Origin of the sequence: Micromonospora gifhornensis, assembly GCF_016863515.1 — a bacterium.
Classification (GTDB): Bacteria; Actinomycetota; Actinomycetes; order Mycobacteriales; family Micromonosporaceae; genus Micromonospora; species Micromonospora gifhornensis.
Genome location: NZ_BOPA01000010.1, coordinates 283,071 through 298,840 on the forward strand (window position 1 = coordinate 283,071; position 15,770 = coordinate 298,840).

General features: G+C 71.0%; 16 protein-coding genes. 9 read left to right on the top strand and 7 right to left on the bottom strand.

Annotation, left to right across the window (positions count from 1 at the left end; all coding sequences use genetic code 11):
• Positions 1 to 383: 383 nt before the first annotated feature.
• Both Vgi01_RS05845 and Vgi01_RS05850 read right to left on the bottom strand, forming a co-directional pair.
• A complete protein-coding gene (locus Vgi01_RS05845) occupies positions 384 to 1,685 on the bottom strand; it encodes an MFS transporter (protein ID WP_204290372.1) in 1,302 nt (433 codons plus the stop codon).
• A gap of 70 nt (positions 1,686 to 1,755) precedes the next feature.
• Complete coding sequence (locus Vgi01_RS05850) at positions 1,756 to 3,105, bottom strand: MDR family MFS transporter (protein ID WP_204290373.1); 1,350 nt, start codon at positions 3,103 to 3,105, stop codon at positions 1,756 to 1,758.
• Positions 3,106 to 3,253: 148 nt separating this feature from the next.
• Between Vgi01_RS05850 and Vgi01_RS05855 the strand changes: the two genes are divergently transcribed.
• On the top strand, positions 3,254 to 4,021 hold the full coding sequence (locus Vgi01_RS05855; protein ID WP_102658196.1) for a phosphoglyceromutase: 768 nt from the start codon (positions 3,254 to 3,256) through the stop codon (positions 4,019 to 4,021).
• Between the two features lie 75 nt (positions 4,022 to 4,096).
• On the opposite strand, the gene phoU is transcribed toward Vgi01_RS05855, so the two are convergent.
• A complete protein-coding gene (phoU, locus tag Vgi01_RS05860) occupies positions 4,097 to 4,738 on the bottom strand; it encodes a phosphate signaling complex protein PhoU (protein ID WP_102658164.1) in 642 nt (213 codons plus the stop codon).
• Positions 4,739 to 4,940: 202 nt separating this feature from the next.
• Here phoU and Vgi01_RS05865 point away from each other — a divergent pair, with 202 nt between their 5' ends.
• Positions 4,941 to 6,230, top strand: a complete 1,290-nt coding sequence (locus Vgi01_RS05865; protein ID WP_373306875.1) for an ATP-binding protein — start codon at positions 4,941 to 4,943, stop codon at positions 6,228 to 6,230.
• Positions 6,231 to 6,253: 23 nt separating this feature from the next.
• On the top strand, positions 6,254 to 6,937 hold the full coding sequence (locus tag Vgi01_RS05870; protein WP_102658162.1) for a response regulator transcription factor: 684 nt from the start codon (positions 6,254 to 6,256) through the stop codon (positions 6,935 to 6,937).
• Between the two features lie 74 nt (positions 6,938 to 7,011).
• On the opposite strand, the gene Vgi01_RS05875 is transcribed toward Vgi01_RS05870, so the two are convergent.
• Positions 7,012 to 7,821, bottom strand: a complete 810-nt coding sequence (locus Vgi01_RS05875) for a DUF3109 family protein (RefSeq protein ID WP_102658161.1) — start codon at positions 7,819 to 7,821, stop codon at positions 7,012 to 7,014.
• 72 nt (positions 7,822 to 7,893) lie between these two features.
• Here Vgi01_RS05875 and Vgi01_RS05880 point away from each other — a divergent pair, with 72 nt between their 5' ends.
• Positions 7,894 to 8,838, top strand: coding sequence for a Ppx/GppA phosphatase family protein (locus tag Vgi01_RS05880; protein ID WP_204290374.1), 945 nt, complete (start codon positions 7,894 to 7,896; stop codon positions 8,836 to 8,838).
• Between the two features lie 76 nt (positions 8,839 to 8,914).
• Positions 8,915 to 9,721: a sugar phosphate isomerase/epimerase family protein gene (locus Vgi01_RS05885; RefSeq protein WP_204290375.1), complete on the top strand. Its 807-nt coding sequence runs from the start codon at positions 8,915 to 8,917 to the stop codon at positions 9,719 to 9,721.
• Between the two features lie 7 nt (positions 9,722 to 9,728).
• Here the strand turns inward: Vgi01_RS05885 and Vgi01_RS05890 are convergent, their stop codons facing one another.
• Genes Vgi01_RS05890 through Vgi01_RS05900 form a run of 3 tightly spaced genes read right to left on the bottom strand, consistent with a single transcriptional unit; the run spans position 9,729 to position 11,716 of the window.
• Positions 9,729 to 10,286, bottom strand: a complete 558-nt coding sequence (locus tag Vgi01_RS05890) for a CGNR zinc finger domain-containing protein (RefSeq protein ID WP_013736091.1) — start codon at positions 10,284 to 10,286, stop codon at positions 9,729 to 9,731.
• 19 nt (positions 10,287 to 10,305) lie between these two features.
• The gene (locus Vgi01_RS05895) at positions 10,306 to 11,472 is read right to left on the bottom strand and encodes a glutathionylspermidine synthase family protein (protein ID WP_102658159.1); all 1,167 of its coding nucleotides are present in this window, start codon (positions 11,470 to 11,472) and stop codon (positions 10,306 to 10,308) included.
• A 1-nt stretch (position 11,473) separates the two neighbouring features.
• Positions 11,474 to 11,716, bottom strand: a complete 243-nt coding sequence (locus tag Vgi01_RS05900) for a hypothetical protein (protein ID WP_102658158.1) — start codon at positions 11,714 to 11,716, stop codon at positions 11,474 to 11,476.
• A 267-nt stretch (positions 11,717 to 11,983) separates the two neighbouring features.
• Here Vgi01_RS05900 and Vgi01_RS05905 point away from each other — a divergent pair, with 267 nt between their 5' ends.
• The 4 genes from Vgi01_RS05905 to Vgi01_RS05920 all read left to right on the top strand — a co-directional run bounded on the left by Vgi01_RS05905 (position 11,984) and on the right by Vgi01_RS05920 (position 15,762).
• Entirely contained in the window at positions 11,984 to 12,904 is a 921-nt protein-coding gene (locus Vgi01_RS05905; RefSeq protein ID WP_102658157.1) for a proline dehydrogenase family protein, read from the top strand.
• An 83-nt stretch (positions 12,905 to 12,987) separates the two neighbouring features.
• Positions 12,988 to 13,788: an alpha/beta fold hydrolase gene (locus tag Vgi01_RS05910; RefSeq protein ID WP_102658156.1), complete on the top strand. Its 801-nt coding sequence runs from the start codon at positions 12,988 to 12,990 to the stop codon at positions 13,786 to 13,788.
• On the top strand, positions 13,781 to 14,371 hold the full coding sequence (locus Vgi01_RS05915) for a TetR/AcrR family transcriptional regulator (RefSeq protein WP_204290376.1): 591 nt from the start codon (positions 13,781 to 13,783) through the stop codon (positions 14,369 to 14,371). Before Vgi01_RS05910 ends, Vgi01_RS05915 begins: the two co-directional genes overlap by 8 nt.
• Before the next feature lie 59 nt (positions 14,372 to 14,430).
• A complete protein-coding gene (locus tag Vgi01_RS05920; protein WP_204290377.1) occupies positions 14,431 to 15,762 on the top strand; it encodes a hypothetical protein in 1,332 nt (443 codons plus the stop codon).
• Positions 15,763 to 15,770 lie beyond the last annotated feature (8 nt).

Here is a 15,770-nt window from a genome sequence, read left to right on the forward strand (position 1 = left end):
CGGGGGAGCGGCGGATCGATCAGATCTGTGCACCAAGCGAGGTGTCGGGGGACGGGTGGATCCACCGTTGGGGGACGGTGCCCGCCTGTTTGGACCGGCGGCGCGAGCGGGCGTCGCTTACGGGGGTGAGTGCCGCCCGCCGCCGCCGGTCGTAGCGATGAACCGATGTGCCCGGTGCCCACGTGCCGGGCACATCGTGTTGTCCGCGCGCGGCCCAGCGCCGTTACGGCGCAATGGCGGTTACCCGGGCGTCCGGTAACCGCCATTGCGCCGAAACCGTGTTGATCAACCGGCAGCGCGGCCCGAGTGGCGTGTTGATCAGCCGGCAGCGCGGCCCGCCTGGGTTGATCAGCTAGCAGTGCGGCCCGAGTGGCCCGGGTTGATCAGTTGGGCGCTGCGAGGGTAGACCGGGCGGCCTCGTCCGCGACCGGGCTCGCCGTGGCGCGGCGCAGGGCGGCGACCCGCCGTTCCCGGGGCGGCCCGGCGAGCAGATGGCCACCGGCGGCCAGCAGGCCCAACGCGCCCATGACCAGCCAGTGTCCGTCGCCCCACGACTGCAGGCTGAACCCGCCGAGCGTGGGCGCGACGAACGATGCCGCCGGAAAGGCCAGGTAGAACACCGACTGGTAGCGCGCCCGCAGGACCGGTGGTGCCAGGTCCGCGTTGATCTGCGCGTTGGGGGGCGCGGCCAGCATCGAGCCGACCGTCCAGACCACGCAGGCCCCGAGGTAGAAGACGAGGTCGTCGGCGACGGCCAGGGCACCGAAGCCGACCGCGAGCAGCGCGGTGGAGACGGCGAGTACGGTCCCTTTGCGCCGCCGGTCGATGAGTCGGGGTACGAAGAGTTGCCCCAGCACGATCAGCACCCCGCCCAGAGCCACCACCGTCCCGTACGCCGATGGGCCGAGCCCGTCCGCGCGCATCGCCAGCGGCATGATCGTCGACGCCTGCATGGTCAGCACGGCCAGCACGAATGTCAGCCCGACGAAGACCATGAAGTGCCGGTCGGTCAGCGCGGTGTGCAGCCCGGGCCGGCGGCCGGCCAGCGACGGTTTCGGCTGCCCGTACGCCCGCAGGGTGGGTAGGGTCTCCGGCACCTTCCAGGCGATCAGCACCGCGGTGGCCAGGGTGGCGGCGGCGTCCACCAGGAAGAGCGCGACGTAGCTCGCCTCGGCCAGCAGGCCGGCCAGCAGCGAGGCCACCGCCATGCCCAGGTTGAACGCCCAGAACTGGAGGTTGAACGCGCGGGACCGGCGTTCCTCGGGCACCACGTCGACGATCGCCGCGACGAAGGCCGGGCTCGGCATCGAGTGGGTGACGCCGACCAGCAGGGCGAGCGCCGCGATCACGCCGAGGTGCTGACTCAGTGCCAGCGCGACCATTAGCGCGGCGGTGACCAGGTGCGCCGCCACCAGGGTCGAGCGTCGTCCCCACCGGTCGGCCAGCACCCCACCGAGCAGTACGCCGGCCGCTCCGCCCGCGCCGTATGCGCCGACCACCACGCCGGCCAGCGACTCGCTGGCACCCCGGGCGGCGGTCAGGTAGAGCGACAGGAACAGCATCGCGAACGCGCCGGCGCGGTTGATCAGCAACCCGACCCAGAGGTACCAGAAGGTGGCGGGCAGCCCGCCGGCGGTGTCGGCGAACCACCCGCGTACGGCTGTGGCCGCCCGACGCTCGCGCACCCCGACCCCCCAGATCTGTTCGGTTACCTAACAGATCTTGCCTGACCGGAGTTCGGGCTCCTCTGCGGCCCTACCCGCCGGTGGTCGCGGCCGGCTCAGCCGCCTTCGGCGCGACCGGCGCGACCGGCGCGACCGGCTCGGCCGCCTTCGGCGCGGCCGGCTGGGGGGCCGTCGACTGGGGCGTGACCACGGGCGGGGTGCCGGCGGTGCGCAGCGCGAGGGCCCGCCGCTCCCGGGCGGGCCCGGAGAGCAGATGACCCACCGCCATCACCAGACCGATGACGGCGCAGCCGAGCCAGAGCGTGGCATTGCCGGCCTGTTCCCGGACCAGGCCGCCGAGGATCGGCGCGGCGGCACCGGCCAGCTGCCAGGACAGCGAGAAGACCCCCTGGTAGCGGCCGCGCAGCTCACTCGGCGAGAGTTCGGCGATGAGGGTGGCGTTGGACGGCGAGTTGAGCATCTCGCCGAGCGTCCAGATCAACACCGTCAACCCGTAGAACCAGGCCACGTCGGCGAACGCGGTAAGCCCGAAGCCGACGCCCATCACCACCGCCGCCAGCGCGAGTACGTGCGACCGGCTGCGCCCCCGGATCAGCCGGGGTACGAAGAGTTGACCGATCACGATGAGCACGCCGTTGAGGGCGATCACCGAGCCGAACGTGGCGGGGCTCAGCCCGGAGTCGGCCATCGCGATCGGCAGCATCGAGATGTGCTGGAGGAAGACCAGCGCGCCGAGCAGGTTCAGCGCCACGAACCCCAGGTAGACCCGGTCGTTCAGGATCGTGCGGAGCGCGCCGACGCGGGCCGCGCCGACCCGCGTGCTGACCGTGATCGTCCGGGTCTCCTTCACCTTCACGAAGATGATCACGGCGGTGACCAGCGTGGTGCTCGCGTTGACCGCGAAGAGCAGGAGATAGCCGGCCTGGGCGGCGAAGCCGGCGAGCACCGCGGCGCAGGCGAAACCGAGGTTGACCGCCCAGTAGTTGAGCGAGAAGGCGCGCAGCCGATCCCGTTCGGGCACCACGTCGATCATCATCGCGCCGAACGCGGGGCGGGCCGCCTCGGCGAAGAGGCCGAGCAGCAGGGCGCCCAGCCCGACCGCCCACAGTTCGTGGGCGAAGCCCAGCGCGAGCATCATGACCGCGCCGCCCAGGTGGGCGAGGAGCAGGGTCGGCCGCCGTCCCCACCGGTCGGTCAGGGTGCCGCCGACGGTGGTGCCGACCGCGCCTCCGGCTCCCCAGAGGCCGAGCACGATGCCGGCCTGGGTGGCGGAGAATCCGCGCTCCTGGGTCAGGTAGATGGCGAGGAAGACGAGGACGAACGAGCCGAGCCGGTTGATCAGCGTGCCGGTCCAGAGGTACCAGAAAGTCCTGGGTAGACCGCCGGTGGTGTCCCGGAACCAGCCCCGTATCGCGTGCACTCCGGCGTCCCCGTCCGTAATGAGTGATGATCTAGCCGACCCTTACAACCTAGTGGTGCGCCGAGAGCAAGGTCATCCGGTTTTCCACGTGGTGGTCGTCACGACCCTTCGCGCGCGGGCGATCCCGGGTTACGGCAGGATGATCGGCATGACAGCTAGCGAGGGACCCACCGTCGGGACGCTGGTCCTGTTGCGGCACGGCGAAAGCGACTGGAACGCCAAGAACCTCTTCACCGGCTGGGTCGACGTGGACCTGACCGAGAAGGGTGAGAACGAGGCGCGCCGCGGCGGCGAGCTGCTGCGCGAGCACAACCTGCTGCCGGACGTGGTGCACACGAGCGTGATGCGCCGGGCCATCCGTACCGCCGAACTGGCGTTGAACGCCGCCGACCGGCACTGGATCGCGGTGCGTCGGTCGTGGCGGCTCAACGAGCGGCACTACGGCGCCCTGCAGGGCAAGAACAAGAAGCAGACCCTGGAGGAGTACGGCGAGGAGCAGTTCATGCTCTGGCGCCGCTCCTACGACACCCCGCCCCCACCCATCGCCGACGATGACGAGTGGTCCCAGGTGGGCGACCCGCGGTACGCGCTGCTGCCGACCGAGCTGATGCCCCGTACGGAGTGCCTCAAGGACGTCGTCGAGCGGATGCTGCCGTACTGGTACGACTCGATCGTGCCGGACATCCTGGCCGGTCGGACGGTGCTGGTGGCGGCGCACGGCAACTCGCTGCGCGCCCTGGTCAAGCACCTGGACCAGATCAGCGACGAGGCGATCGCCAAGCTGAACATCCCGACCGGGATTCCGCTGCGTTACGACCTCGACCCGCTGCTGCGTCCGCAGACCCTGGGCGGCACCTACCTCGACCCGGAGGCGGCCAAGGCGGCCGCTGCTGCCGTCGCCAACCAGGGCCGCTGACCCGGCCGTCGTTCCGTTGTTAAGAAGGGCCCCCTGCTATACGCGAGGCGTTAACAGGGGGCCCTTCCTTGCACCTCAGACGGGTTCGCCGGTGATCAGGTAGACGACGTGTTCGGCGCTGTTGACCGCGTGGTCGGCGAACCGCTCGTAGAAGCGGCCGAGCAGAGTGGCGTCGATGGCGGTCTCCACCCCGTACGGCCAGTCCGCGCCGAGCAGCACCCCGAACAGACCCTTGTGCAGCTCGTCCATCGCGTCGTCGTCGCGGTCCAGCTCGGCGGCGAGGTCGGCGTCCGGGTGGGCCAGCACCGCCGCGATCTTCTCCGCCATCCGGTCGGCGATACCCGCCATGTCGGTGAAGACCGGCCGCAGCTCCGCGGGCACGGCGGGCGAGGGGTGCCGGCGCAACGCGGTCTTGGCGACGTGGTCCGCGAGATCACCCATCCGCTCCAGATCCGCTGCCACGTGCAGCGCGGTGATCATGGCTCGCAGGTCGGAGGCGACCGGCGCCTGGCGGGCCAGCACGTCACACACCCGCTCCTCGACCTGCCGGTAGAGCGCGTCGATCCGGGCGTCCTGCTCGATGACGTTCTCGGCGGCCTGCCGGTCGGCGGTGAGCAGGGCCCGGGTGGCCTGTCGTAGTGCCGCCCGTACGCCTTCGGCCATCTCCACCAGCAGTTGGCTGACGGCTTGCAGTTCGGCCCGGAACTCGTCGCGCATGCTCACGTCCTGTCGATCGTCGGTGCGCCCGCGCCGTTCGGCTGCATCAGCGCAGGTCGCCGCCAAACTAGGGCCGGCGGGAGGCGCGGAGGTGAACGCCGGTGAACTGAGGCGGACGCGAAAGTGAACTTTCCCGGAAGTGAGCGTGCTTCGTCCTATTTTCGTCCGGTAGTCGGGCGAGCATTGACCATACGATCACCGAGTGACATGGGCGGTGGCGGTGAGCGTGGCCGGGGCTCTGGCGGCCGGAGTGGTCGTCGGGTTGTTGCTGTCCCGGCTCGTTGCCGACGCACGTCGTACGGGTAGTTCCCGCCGGAGCGGGTCAGGCCGGCTCCGGTTCGGCAGGGGGAGGCAGGCAATCGTCGAGGATGTGCAGGTCGGGCTCGGCCGACGAACGATCGACTCACTGCGTGTGGGGGTCGTGGTGCTCGACGCCGAGGACGTGCCGGTGCTCGTCAACCCCGCAGCACGGGCCCTGGGGCTGCTGCGTACCGGCGCTCGGCCGGGTTCGGTGATCGCCCATCCGTTGGTCCGTACCCTGGCCGGGCAGGTCCGGCGCACCGGCGTGCGCCGCGAGATCGAGCTGGACCTGCCCCGGGGCCGCGACAACGGCGGGGAGAACCCGCTGGGCGTGCACCTGCGGGCGATGGGGCTGGGCAACGACCACGTGGCGGTGGAGGCGGTCGACGTGACCGAGTCGCACCGCCTCGCGCGGGTCCGCCGCGACTTCGTCGCCAACGTCAGTCACGAGTTGAAGACGCCGATCGGTGCGCTGCAACTGCTCGCCGAGGCGCTGCTCGACGCCACCGAGCCGGCCGGGGCGGGGCCGCCCGACCGTTCCGAGGACCTGGTCGCCGCCCGACGGTTCGCCGAGCGGATCCAGCACGAGTCGACCCGGCTGGGACGGCTGGTGCAGGAGTTGCTGGAACTGACCCGGTTGCAGGGCGCCGAACCACAGCCCGCCCCGGAGCCGGTCGCGGTGGACTGGGTGATCTCCGAGGTGATCGACCGCACCCGGACCGCGGCGACCGCCCGACGGGTCACCGTGACGGTGGACGCGAAGCGCGGGCTGACCGTGTACGGCAGCGACAGTCAGTTGGCCACGGCAGTGGCGAATCTGGTGGAGAACGCCGTCAACTATTCGAGCGAGGACACCACGGTCCTGGTCACCGCGCGGGCCACGCCGGAGCATGTCGAGATCGCCGTCACCGACCAGGGCATCGGCATCGCCCCCACCGACGTGGACCGGATCTTCGAGCGGTTCTACCGCGCCGACCAGGCGCGTTCCCGCGCGACCGGCGGCACCGGGCTCGGGTTGGCGATCGTCAAGCACATCGCCAGCAACCATGGCGGACGGGTCGAGGTGTCGAGCACTCTTGGCGGTGGGTCGACGTTCACCCTCCGGCTGCCGGCCCGACCTCCGGACGACCTGCTGTCGACACTGCCGTCGGTTGGTATCGAGCCTGGTCCGGCCGAGGCCCGGCAGAGCTGAGTGCACATGGAAAGGAAAGGCCGTTGAGCCGCGTACTGGTGGTCGAGGACGAGGAGTCGTTCTCCGACGCCCTGTCGTACATGCTTCGCAAAGAGGGCTTCGAGGTCTCCGTGGCCGCCACGGGCACCGCGGCGCTCACCGAGTTCGACCGGGCGGGCGCCGACATCGTGCTGCTCGACCTGATGCTGCCCGAGATGTCCGGCACCGAGGTCTGCCGTCAGCTGCGTCAGCGCTCGCACGTGCCGATCATCATGGTCACCGCCCGGGACAGCGAGATCGACAAGGTGGTCGGCTTGGAGATCGGCGCCGACGACTACATCACCAAGCCGTACTCACCCCGTGAGCTGGTCGCCCGGATCCGGGCGGTGCTGCGCCGGCAGTCTCCCGAGACCGTCGAGTCGGGCACGGCGGCGTTGGCGGCCGGGCCGGTCCGGATGGACATCGAGCGGCACGTGGTGACCGTCGCCGGGAGCACGGTGCAGCTGCCGCTCAAGGAGTTCGAGCTGCTGGAGCTGCTGCTGCGCAACGCCGGTCGGGTGCTCACCCGGGGGCAGTTGATCGACCGCGTCTGGGGTGCCGACTACGTGGGCGACACCAAGACCCTGGACGTGCACGTCAAGCGCCTGCGCTCCAAGATCGAACCGGAGCCGTCCTCGCCGCGGCACATCGTCACCGTGCGTGGTCTCGGCTACAAGTTCGAGCCCTGATCCCATCGGCCCGGACGATCAGGCCGGCCCCCGGGCGGTCAGGCTGGCCCGGGCGGTCAGGCTGGCCCGGGCGGTCAGGCCGGGTCGGCGGGGTGCGGGGCGACCATGCCCTGCCGCAGCCGGGTCGCGCACAACTCGGCAAGCTTCGCGTACGCGGGCGCGCCGATCAGCGCGGTCAACTCCGGGCCGTACGACAGGTACATCGGTTCGGTCCCGACGTGCGCGTCCGTGGACGAGGTGCACCACCAGTCGAGGTCGTGGCCGCCGGCACCCCAGCCCCGGCGGTCGAACTCGGCGAGTGTGGAGACCAGCACCTTGGTGTTGTCCGGCCGCGTGACCCAGTCCTGGTCCCGGCGGATGGGCAACTGCCAGCACACGTCCGGCTTGTACTCCAGCGGATGCGCCCCGTCGCGCAGCGCCTGGGCGTGCAGCGCACAGCCGCCACCACCGGGGAAGTCCGCGTCGTTGAGGAAGACGCAGGGCCCTTCCGCGTCCCGGGTGGCGGTCCGCCGGGCCGGGTTCTTGCCGTCCACGGTGTCGTTCTCGGTCCAGTTCTTGAACCCACGGCGGAAGTGCTGCCAGGTGGCCGGGGTGAGCCGCTTGACCGCCGCGCGGACCCGCTTCTCGTCGTCGGAGTCGGTGAAGAACGCGCCGTGCGAGCAGCAGCCGTCGGCGGCCCGCCCGGCGATGATGCCGTGGCAGCCCTGACCGAAGATGCACGTCCAACGGGAGAGCAGCCAGGTGAGGTCGGCGCGTACCACGTGCCGCTCGTCCGCCGGGTCGACGAATTCGATCCACTCGCGGGGAAAATCCAGCGGCACCTCGCGGCTGCGCGGGTCCGCCGGGTCGTCCACCAGCACGTGAAGCTCGATCTGCCCTGTCACCCGGCCCAGCGTACGCGTGGTGCGCCCGGCAGGCCGGGCAGTGACGCGAACGGGTTGCCCTAGGGTTTTCCCATGCGGCTGGGTGTCCTCGACGTCGGTTCCAACACGGTGCACCTGCTGGTGGTCGACGCCCATCGCGGCGCACATCCGTGGCCGGCGCACTCCGAGAAGGCGGTGTTGCGGCTCGCCGAGCAGCTCACGCCGGACGGTGCGTTGCCCGAGACCGCTGCGGACGCCCTGGTCGAGGCGGTCGGCACGGCCCGCGCCTCGGCCACCGCGCTCGAGGTCGACCAACTGCTCGCCTTCGCCACCTCCGCGGTCCGCGACGCGACCAACAGCGCCCAGGTGCTCGCCCGGGTCCAGGAGACCACCGGCGTACGCCTGGAAGTGCTCTCGGGTGCCGACGAGGCGCGGATGACCTTCCTCGCGGTCCGGCGGTGGTTCGGCTGGTCGGCGGGGCGGCTGCTGGTGCTGGACATCGGCGGCGGCTCGTTGGAGATCGCGGCCGGTGTCGACGAGGACCCGGACGTGGCGGTCTCCCTGCCGCTCGGCGCGGGGCGGCTGACCCGGGACCGGCTCGTCGTCGGTCCGCAGAGCGCGGTCCCGCCCGGCCCGCAGGTGGTGCAGGAGCTTCAGGAGTACGTCGACAGCCTCCTTGACCCGGTGGTCGAGCAGTTGGCCGAGGTGAGCTGGGAACGCCCGGTGGCGACCTCCAAGACGTTCCGTACCCTCGCCCGGTTGGCCGGGGCCGCGCCCAGCGGTGCCGGCATCTGGACCCGTCGCCGGCTCACCCGTGGCGGGCTGCGCCAGGTGTTGGGTTTCATCCGGCACATCGCCCCCGCCCAGTTGGCCGAGTTGGACGGGGTCAGCGCCGCGCGGGCCCACCAGCTGCTGGCCGGTGCGGTCGTCGCCGAGTCGGTGATGCGGCGGCTCGGCGTCGACTCCCTGGACATCTGCCCGTGGGCGCTGCGGGAGGGCGTGATCCTCGACCGGCTGGATCGGTTGGCTCCAGAGTGACATCGGATGCCAGGTTTGCCCGCATTGTGGAGTTCTCGTCACATTGGTTCAATCGACGGCGGCTACCCTCGGTGGTGTGACTTCCCGCGTTCCGGTGCTCCTGTCCACGTCCTCGGTCTTCCCTGAGCGGACTGCGGCGGCGTTCCAGTTGGCCGCCGAGCTCGGCTACGACGGGATCGAGGTGATGGTCTGGACCGACGCCGTCAGCCAGGACGCCGGTGCGCTGCGGGGGCTGGCCGAGCACTACGGCGTGCCGGTACTCTCCGTGCACGCTCCCTGCCTGCTGGTCACGCAGCGGGTCTGGAGCCCGGACCCGTGGGAGCGGCTGCGACGTTCGGCCGTCCTCGCCGAGACCCTCCAGGCGCCGACGGTGGTGGTGCACCCGCCGTTCACCTGGCAGCGGGACTACGCGCGCACCTTCGCCGACGGGCTGGACAAGCTGACCGGCGAGTTCGGCGGACTGCACATCGCGGTGGAGAACATGTACCCGGTCCGGATGGCGGGCCGGCAGTTCGTGCCGTACGCGCCCGGATGGGATCCGACGGAGGTCGGTTACGCCTCGTACACCCTCGACCTGTCGCACTGCGCCGCCTCGCACACCGACGCGCTGGGGATGGCCGATCGGATGGGTGCCGGTCTGTCGCACGTGCATCTCGGTGACGGCACCGGCGAGGGCCGCGACGAGCATCTGGTGCCCGGTCGGGGCGGTCAGCCCTGCGCCGAGTTGCTGCGCTCGCTCGCCGGTCGGGGCTTCACCGGCTCGGTCGCGGTGGAGGTGACCACCCGGGGCGCGAAGAGTCGGCAGGTCCGCGAGGCGGACCTGCGCCAGTCCCTCGCCTTCGCCCGCGAGCACCTCAGCGCGACCTCACCGGTCGACGCCTGAGGGCCGGTCAGGAGACGGGCGTCAGCGGGTCGGTCTGCGTCGGCACGGCGGCCCGCTTGCGAGCCCGGTGCGCGGCCACGTGGGAGCGGGTGGCGCACCGCTCCGAGCAGAAACGGCGGCAGCAGTTCGAGGACGTGTCCAGATAGACGTTGCCGCAGCGGTCGTCCGCGCAGACACCGAAGCGGGCGCTGCCGTACTCGCAGAGCCAGACCGACAACCCCCACACCGCTCCGGCGAGGAATTCCGAACTCACCGAGGCACCGCGGCTGGTCACGTGCATGTGCCAGTCGCTGGAGTCGTGTCCCGAGATGCGTGGCTGCACCGGGAACGCCTCAAGCAGCGAGTTCAACTCGGCCACCGCCTCGGCATCGCGCCCGGATGTGCCGTACTCGAAGACGTCGCGCAACCGCTTCTGCGCCCGCCGGAACACTGCCAGGTCGCGTTCCACGACCTCGTCGCGCATCCAGGCGTTGTCGTCGGGGAAGATGGACCGCAGGTCGTCGAGGCCGTCCAGACGGGCGTTGACAAGGTCAACTCCGGTCCGGGCGTACGCGTCGAAGTTCACCCCTCCAACGGTAGACGACTCACGCGCCTCGCGGCGCGTCGATGTAGTGCGGCAGGAACCGTGCATAGCCGTCGGTGATCAGGCTCGCGCTCTCCCGGAGCCCGGTGCCGGCCGACTCGCCGTCGACGATCCAACTGCCCAGCACCAGCCGGCTGCCGGCGAACTCGGGCAGCGCCCGGAACTGCTGGTAGCAGAAGCCCTCCTCACCGTAGTCGCCCGGGCTGTTGATCTCACCGGTCGGGGTGACGATCCGAACCGACGCGCCTTCGCGGCCGAGCAGCGGCTTGGCCACGTACTCCGACATGCCGCGCGGTGAGTCGAGGTACGCCGGCAGCAGCAGTTCGTGGTCGGGGTACAGCTCCCAGAGCACCGCCAGCAACGCCTTGTTGGACAGCAGCAGCTTCCACGCCGGCTCGATCCAGGTGGTCGGCGTGCCCGGCTGAAGGGCCAGCGGGCCGTACGGCTCGGCGAGCATCCACTCCCAGGGATACAGCTTGAAACAGGTGGTGATCGGCTGGTCGGCGCGGTCGACGAAGCGGCGGCCGTCCCAACCCACCTCCTGGATCGGCAGCAGTTCGACGTCCAGCCCGGCCTGACGGGCGGTCTCGGCCAGGTAGCCGGCGGTCATGTGGTCCTCGCCGGTCTCCTCCTCGTTCGACCAGACCACGTGCACCCGCCGGTCGTGCAGGCCGGCGCCGATCTTCGCCCAGGCACCGACGAGTCGCTCGTGCAGGCTGTTCCACTGGTCCAGCTCCGGCCGGGTGTGCTCCAGCCAGTACCACTGGATGATGCTCGCCTCGACGAGCGCGGTCGGGGTGTCGGCGTTGTACTCCAGCATCTTCGGCGGCCAACTGCCGTCGTACCAGAGATCGAACCGGCCGTAGAGCGTGGGCGGGGACTCGCGCAGCGACCGGGCCACCGCCTCGGCCGCCCAGCGGGGGATGCCGAACTCGGCGTACCGGTTGCGGGCCACCACGTGCTCGGCGGCAGCCACCGACATCCGGTGCAGCTCCTCGGTGGCCTCCTCCAGCCGCAGCACCTCCGCCAGGTCGAAGGCGTAGGCGGCCGTCTCGTCCCAGTACGACATCACCCCGCCGTCGGGCAGTTCGGTGTCCACGTACACCAGGCCCTGGGCGCGGATGGTGGCGTCCCAGTCGGGGCGCGGGTCGACCCGCTCGCGGCGCATCTCAGCCCCCGCAGGATGCCTGGTGGGAGCCGAACCCGCCGCGGTCGGGCACGGCCGTGGCCACCGTCTCGGTGACCGGGCTGCCGACGCCCATCTCGGGTACGGGCGCCGGAGTCCGCAGCGTCATCGCCACGGTGTCACCACCCCCGCCCGGACCCATCGCGCAGTCGTCATCGTCGTCGTCGGAGACCAGGTTGCAACCGGAGAGGGCGAGCGCCAGGGCGGTGAGCGCGCCAAGTTGCACGGAGGTCGAGCGGAGGCGGCGTCGGGGGTGTGATTTCACGCCATCGTTGTAACCGATGAACGCCAGGCTCGTCGCCCCGGGCTACCCATGCGCCGCCAGTGCGCCGCCGGTGCGCTGCTGGTGTAAGGAAGGGCACCCTGTTAACGCCTGCGGTATAGAAGGGTTCCCTTCTCACATCCAAGTGTTAAAAAGGGGCCCTTCCTTACAACGCGGGCGGGGTGGGCCGGGGCCGCAATTGCGCGGTGGGGTGGGCGTTACGCTCGGCTCATGCTCCGTTCCGTCATCCTCGCCGCCTCCCGGTCATCCCGGGTCGAGCGGCTCGTCGCGACGGCCCCGTTCTCCCGGGACGTCGTACGCCGGTTCGTCGCCGGTGCGCAGACCGACGACGCGTTGCGCGCAACCCGCGAGCTCGTCGACGGCGGCCTCGCGGTCACGCTCGACCACCTCGGCGAAGACACGGTCAGCCCCGAACAGGCCATCGCCGTACGCGACGAGTACCTCACCCTGCTGGGGCGGCTCGCCGAGGCGGGACTGACCCCCGCCGCCGAGGTGAGTGTCAAGCTCTCCGCGCTCGGTCAAGCCTTCGACGAGCAGTTGGCCTACGACAACGCCCGGGCGATCTGCGCTGCCGCCGACGCCGCGCAGACCACTGTCACCCTGGACATGGAAGACCACACCACCACCGACTCGACCCTGGACATCCTGGCCAAGCTGCGCAAGGACTACCCGTCGACCGGGGCGGTGCTCCAGGCGTACCTGCGGCGTACCGAGTCGGACTGCCGTGATCTGGCCACGGCCGGGTCGCGGGTGCGGTTGTGCAAGGGGGCGTACAAGGAGCCCGAGTCGGTGGCCTACCAGGCGGCTCGTGAGGTGGACAAGTCGTACGTCCGCTGCCTGAACATCCTGATGTCGGGCGACGGCTATCCCATGCTTGCCACCCATGACCCGCGACTGATCGCCATCGCCGAGGACCGGGCCCGCTGGTTCGACCGTGCGCCGGACCGCTTCGAGTTCCAGATGCTCTACGGCATCCGGCCCGAGGAGCAGGACCGCCTGGTCGGCGACGGCTACACGGTGCGCACCTATGTGCCGTACGGCGACGACTGGTACGGCTACCTGATGCGCCGGCTCGCCGAGCGTCCCGCCAACCTCGCCTTCTTCGGCCGCGCCCTGACCTCGCGCAAGTAGCCGCCGCCCGGCGTCGGAACCCCGCAGGACCTTGCTGTGGGCTCGCCTTGACGCGTTTAGCTAATGACATTAGCCTTACAGCTATGACAGCTAGCTTTGTGGTGCGCGACGGCGGACGGATCGCGTACGAGGTGCACGGTCAGGGGCCGTTGGTGGTTCTCTCGCACGGCATGGGGGAGAACCGCCACTCCTACCGACACCTGATCCCGCTGCTGGTGGCGGCCGGCTACCAGGTCGCCTCGGTCGACGTACGGGGCCACGGCGACTCCACCATCGGCTGGGCGACGTACGCCCCGGCCGAGGTGGGGCGCGATCTGCTGGCGGTGGTCCGTGACCTCGGCGGCCGCCCGGCCACCCTGCTCGGCAACTCCTCAAGCGCCGCGGCCGTGGTCTTCGCCGCCGCCGAGGCACCCGACCTGGTCAGCGGGATCGTGCTGGAAGGTGCGTTCGTCGAGCAGCCGAAGCTCAACCCCGTCATGCGGCTCGGCGTGTGGGCGGTGGTCCGCAGTCCCCGACTGTTCGGCATGTTCCACCGCACCCTGTTCCCGGTCCACCGGCCCTCGGACGACGCCGCGTACCGCAAGAGCCTGGTGACCGCGCTGCGCCGGCCGGGCCGGATGCTGCCGGTACGCGAGGTGGCCGCCCCGGTCGACCCGCACTGGACCACCGTCGCTGCGCAGGTGCGTCAGCCGGTGCTGGTGCTGATGGGCACGAAGGACCCGGACTTTCCCGATCCCGGCGCCGAGGCCCGCGCCGCCCGGCGACTCTTCCCGCTCGCCGAGGCGCGGATGGTCACCGACGCCGGGCATTACCCGCACGCCGACCGTCCCGAGGCGACGGCCGCCGCGCTGACCGACTTTCTGGCGGTGACCGATCGTGCCTAGGGCCGGGCTCAACCCGCAGGTCGTGGTGCGCGAGGCGGCCGTGCTGGCCGACGAGGTCGGCTACCAGAAGCTCACCCTCGCCGCGCTGGCCAACCGACTCGGCGTCGCGTTGCCGAGCCTCTACAAGCACATCAAGGGCGCCGACGCGTTGGCCCAGAAGCTCTCCGCGCTGGCCACCGCCGAACTCGCCGAGGAGATGACCACGGCCGCCGCCGGCCGCAGCCGCGAGGACGCGTTGCGGGCCGTCGCCACCGCCTACCGGTCGTACGCGCGCCGGCATCCCGGCCGCTACCCGGCTGCCCAGCGGGTGCCGGATCCGACCGACCCGGCGCACGTGGCCGCCAGCGAGCGTGCGGTCGGCGTCGTCTTCGCCATCCTGCGCGGCTACGGCATCGAGGGCGACAGCGCGGTCGACGGAGCCCGTATGTTCCGGGCCGCCGTGCACGGCTTCGTCGCCCTGGAGGCGGCCGGCGACTTCGGCCTGCCCCGCGAGGTCGACCGCTCCTTCGAGCAGATGATCACGGCGTTGGGCATCGCGTTCCGCCGATGGCCGCAGGATCAGGCGGAAGCGGCGACGGCGTGACCTCATTGCGCGCGAAAGGATGATCGCGCGGTCGGCGTGACGGCCGTACGCTTCCCGGCGTGACACACGGGGAGAGCGAGGGCGGCACCACCAGGCCCGCGCGGGCGTGGTGGTGGCTGTGGGCGTCTCTGCTCATGGTGGTGTTGCTGGTGGCCTGCACCCTGCCGGCGGCGGTGGTGCTGATGATGGACACCGGCCGTGACGGTGAGACGTCGACCGGGGCCGCTGCTCCGACCGAGGACCCGACCGAGAATCCGACCACGGTGGCTGCCCGGCAGCTCGCCGAGCGGATCGGCGAGCTGCTGAACCGCCAGTCCGCCGCGCTGCTCGCCGGCGATCGGGCCGGGTTCCTGGCGATCGCCGAATCCGACACCGCACGCACCGAGCTGCGCCGCCGGTACGACTCGCTCCAGGCGTTGCGGGTGACCCGCTGGTCGGCCCGCCCGAGCGGCCTGCCCACCGGGGCGGGCACACCGGGCGAGTGGCGGATGCCCGTGTCGATCGACTACTGCCTCGTCCTGCGTGGGTGCCAGCCGACCTCGATCGTCATCGACACCCGGTGGCGTGACGGCCCCGAGCCCCGACTGCTGGAGATCGAGAAGTCGAAGCCCTCGCCGTCCGTGCTCGGTCCGCACAGCGAGCAGCCCGGCAGCATGCCGTGGGAGGTCAGCGAGCTGACCTCGGTGGTCGGGCAGCGGACGATCGTGGCGACCGTCCGGGAGCACCGCGAACTGCTGCCGATCCTGCTGCTGCGGGCCGAGGCGGCGGCCAGGGTCGCCGACCGGTACGCGGTGGACGGCACCCCACCGGACCGGTACCGGATCTTCTACGCCGGTGAGAAGGAATGGCGGACCTGGTACGGCGGCGCGCAATCGTACTGGGGCGACGGCCTGGCGATCGGCATCGGCGGCGGTCACCACGAGGTCGTGCTCGGGCCGGAGAGCCTGTACTACGGCGACTATTTCGACCAACTGCTCCGGCACGAGCTGACCCACGCCGCCACGCTGCCCGACGGTTACTGGGAGGATCCGGCATGGTGGCTGGTCGACGGGCTGGCCGAACACGCGGCCGCCGACGGCGAGCCGGTCGCGCGCTACCCGGTGCTGGCGCAGACCCGGCGACTGGTGCGCGGTGACTGGAACGGCAAGCTCGACGACCTCTATCCCATCGAAGGGATGAGCGACGACGAGGTGAACGGCCGGTACGGCATCGCGTACCTCGCGGTGCGCTACTTCGCGGACCGGTTCGGCGAGGAGAAGCTGCTCGCCTTCTTCAAGGCGGCGGTGCACGACCGCCGACCGGCGGCCCAGATCGCCGAGGAGATTCTCGGTGCGCCATGGTCGGAACTGCAGGCCGAGTGCGCCACCCAGATTCGCGCGGCGGTGCGCTGAAGGGAAGT

Excerpts from the sequence above, each read along its gene's own strand:
- Vgi01_RS05855 (WP_102658196.1), top strand. The coding sequence starts at position 3,254 with ATGACAGCTAGCGAGGGACCCACCGTCGGGACGCTGGTCCTGTTGCGG.
- phoU (WP_102658164.1), bottom strand. The coding sequence starts at position 4,738 with ATGCGCGACGAGTTCCGGGCCGAACTGCAAGCCGTCAGCCAACTGCTG.
- Vgi01_RS05880 (WP_204290374.1), top strand. The coding sequence starts at position 7,894 with ATGCGGCTGGGTGTCCTCGACGTCGGTTCCAACACGGTGCACCTGCTG.
- Vgi01_RS05895 (WP_102658159.1), bottom strand. The coding sequence starts at position 11,472 with ATGCGCCGCGAGCGGGTCGACCCGCGCCCCGACTGGGACGCCACCATC.
- Vgi01_RS05905 (WP_102658157.1), top strand. The coding sequence starts at position 11,984 with ATGCTCCGTTCCGTCATCCTCGCCGCCTCCCGGTCATCCCGGGTCGAG.
- Vgi01_RS05910 (WP_102658156.1), top strand. The coding sequence starts at position 12,988 with ATGACAGCTAGCTTTGTGGTGCGCGACGGCGGACGGATCGCGTACGAG.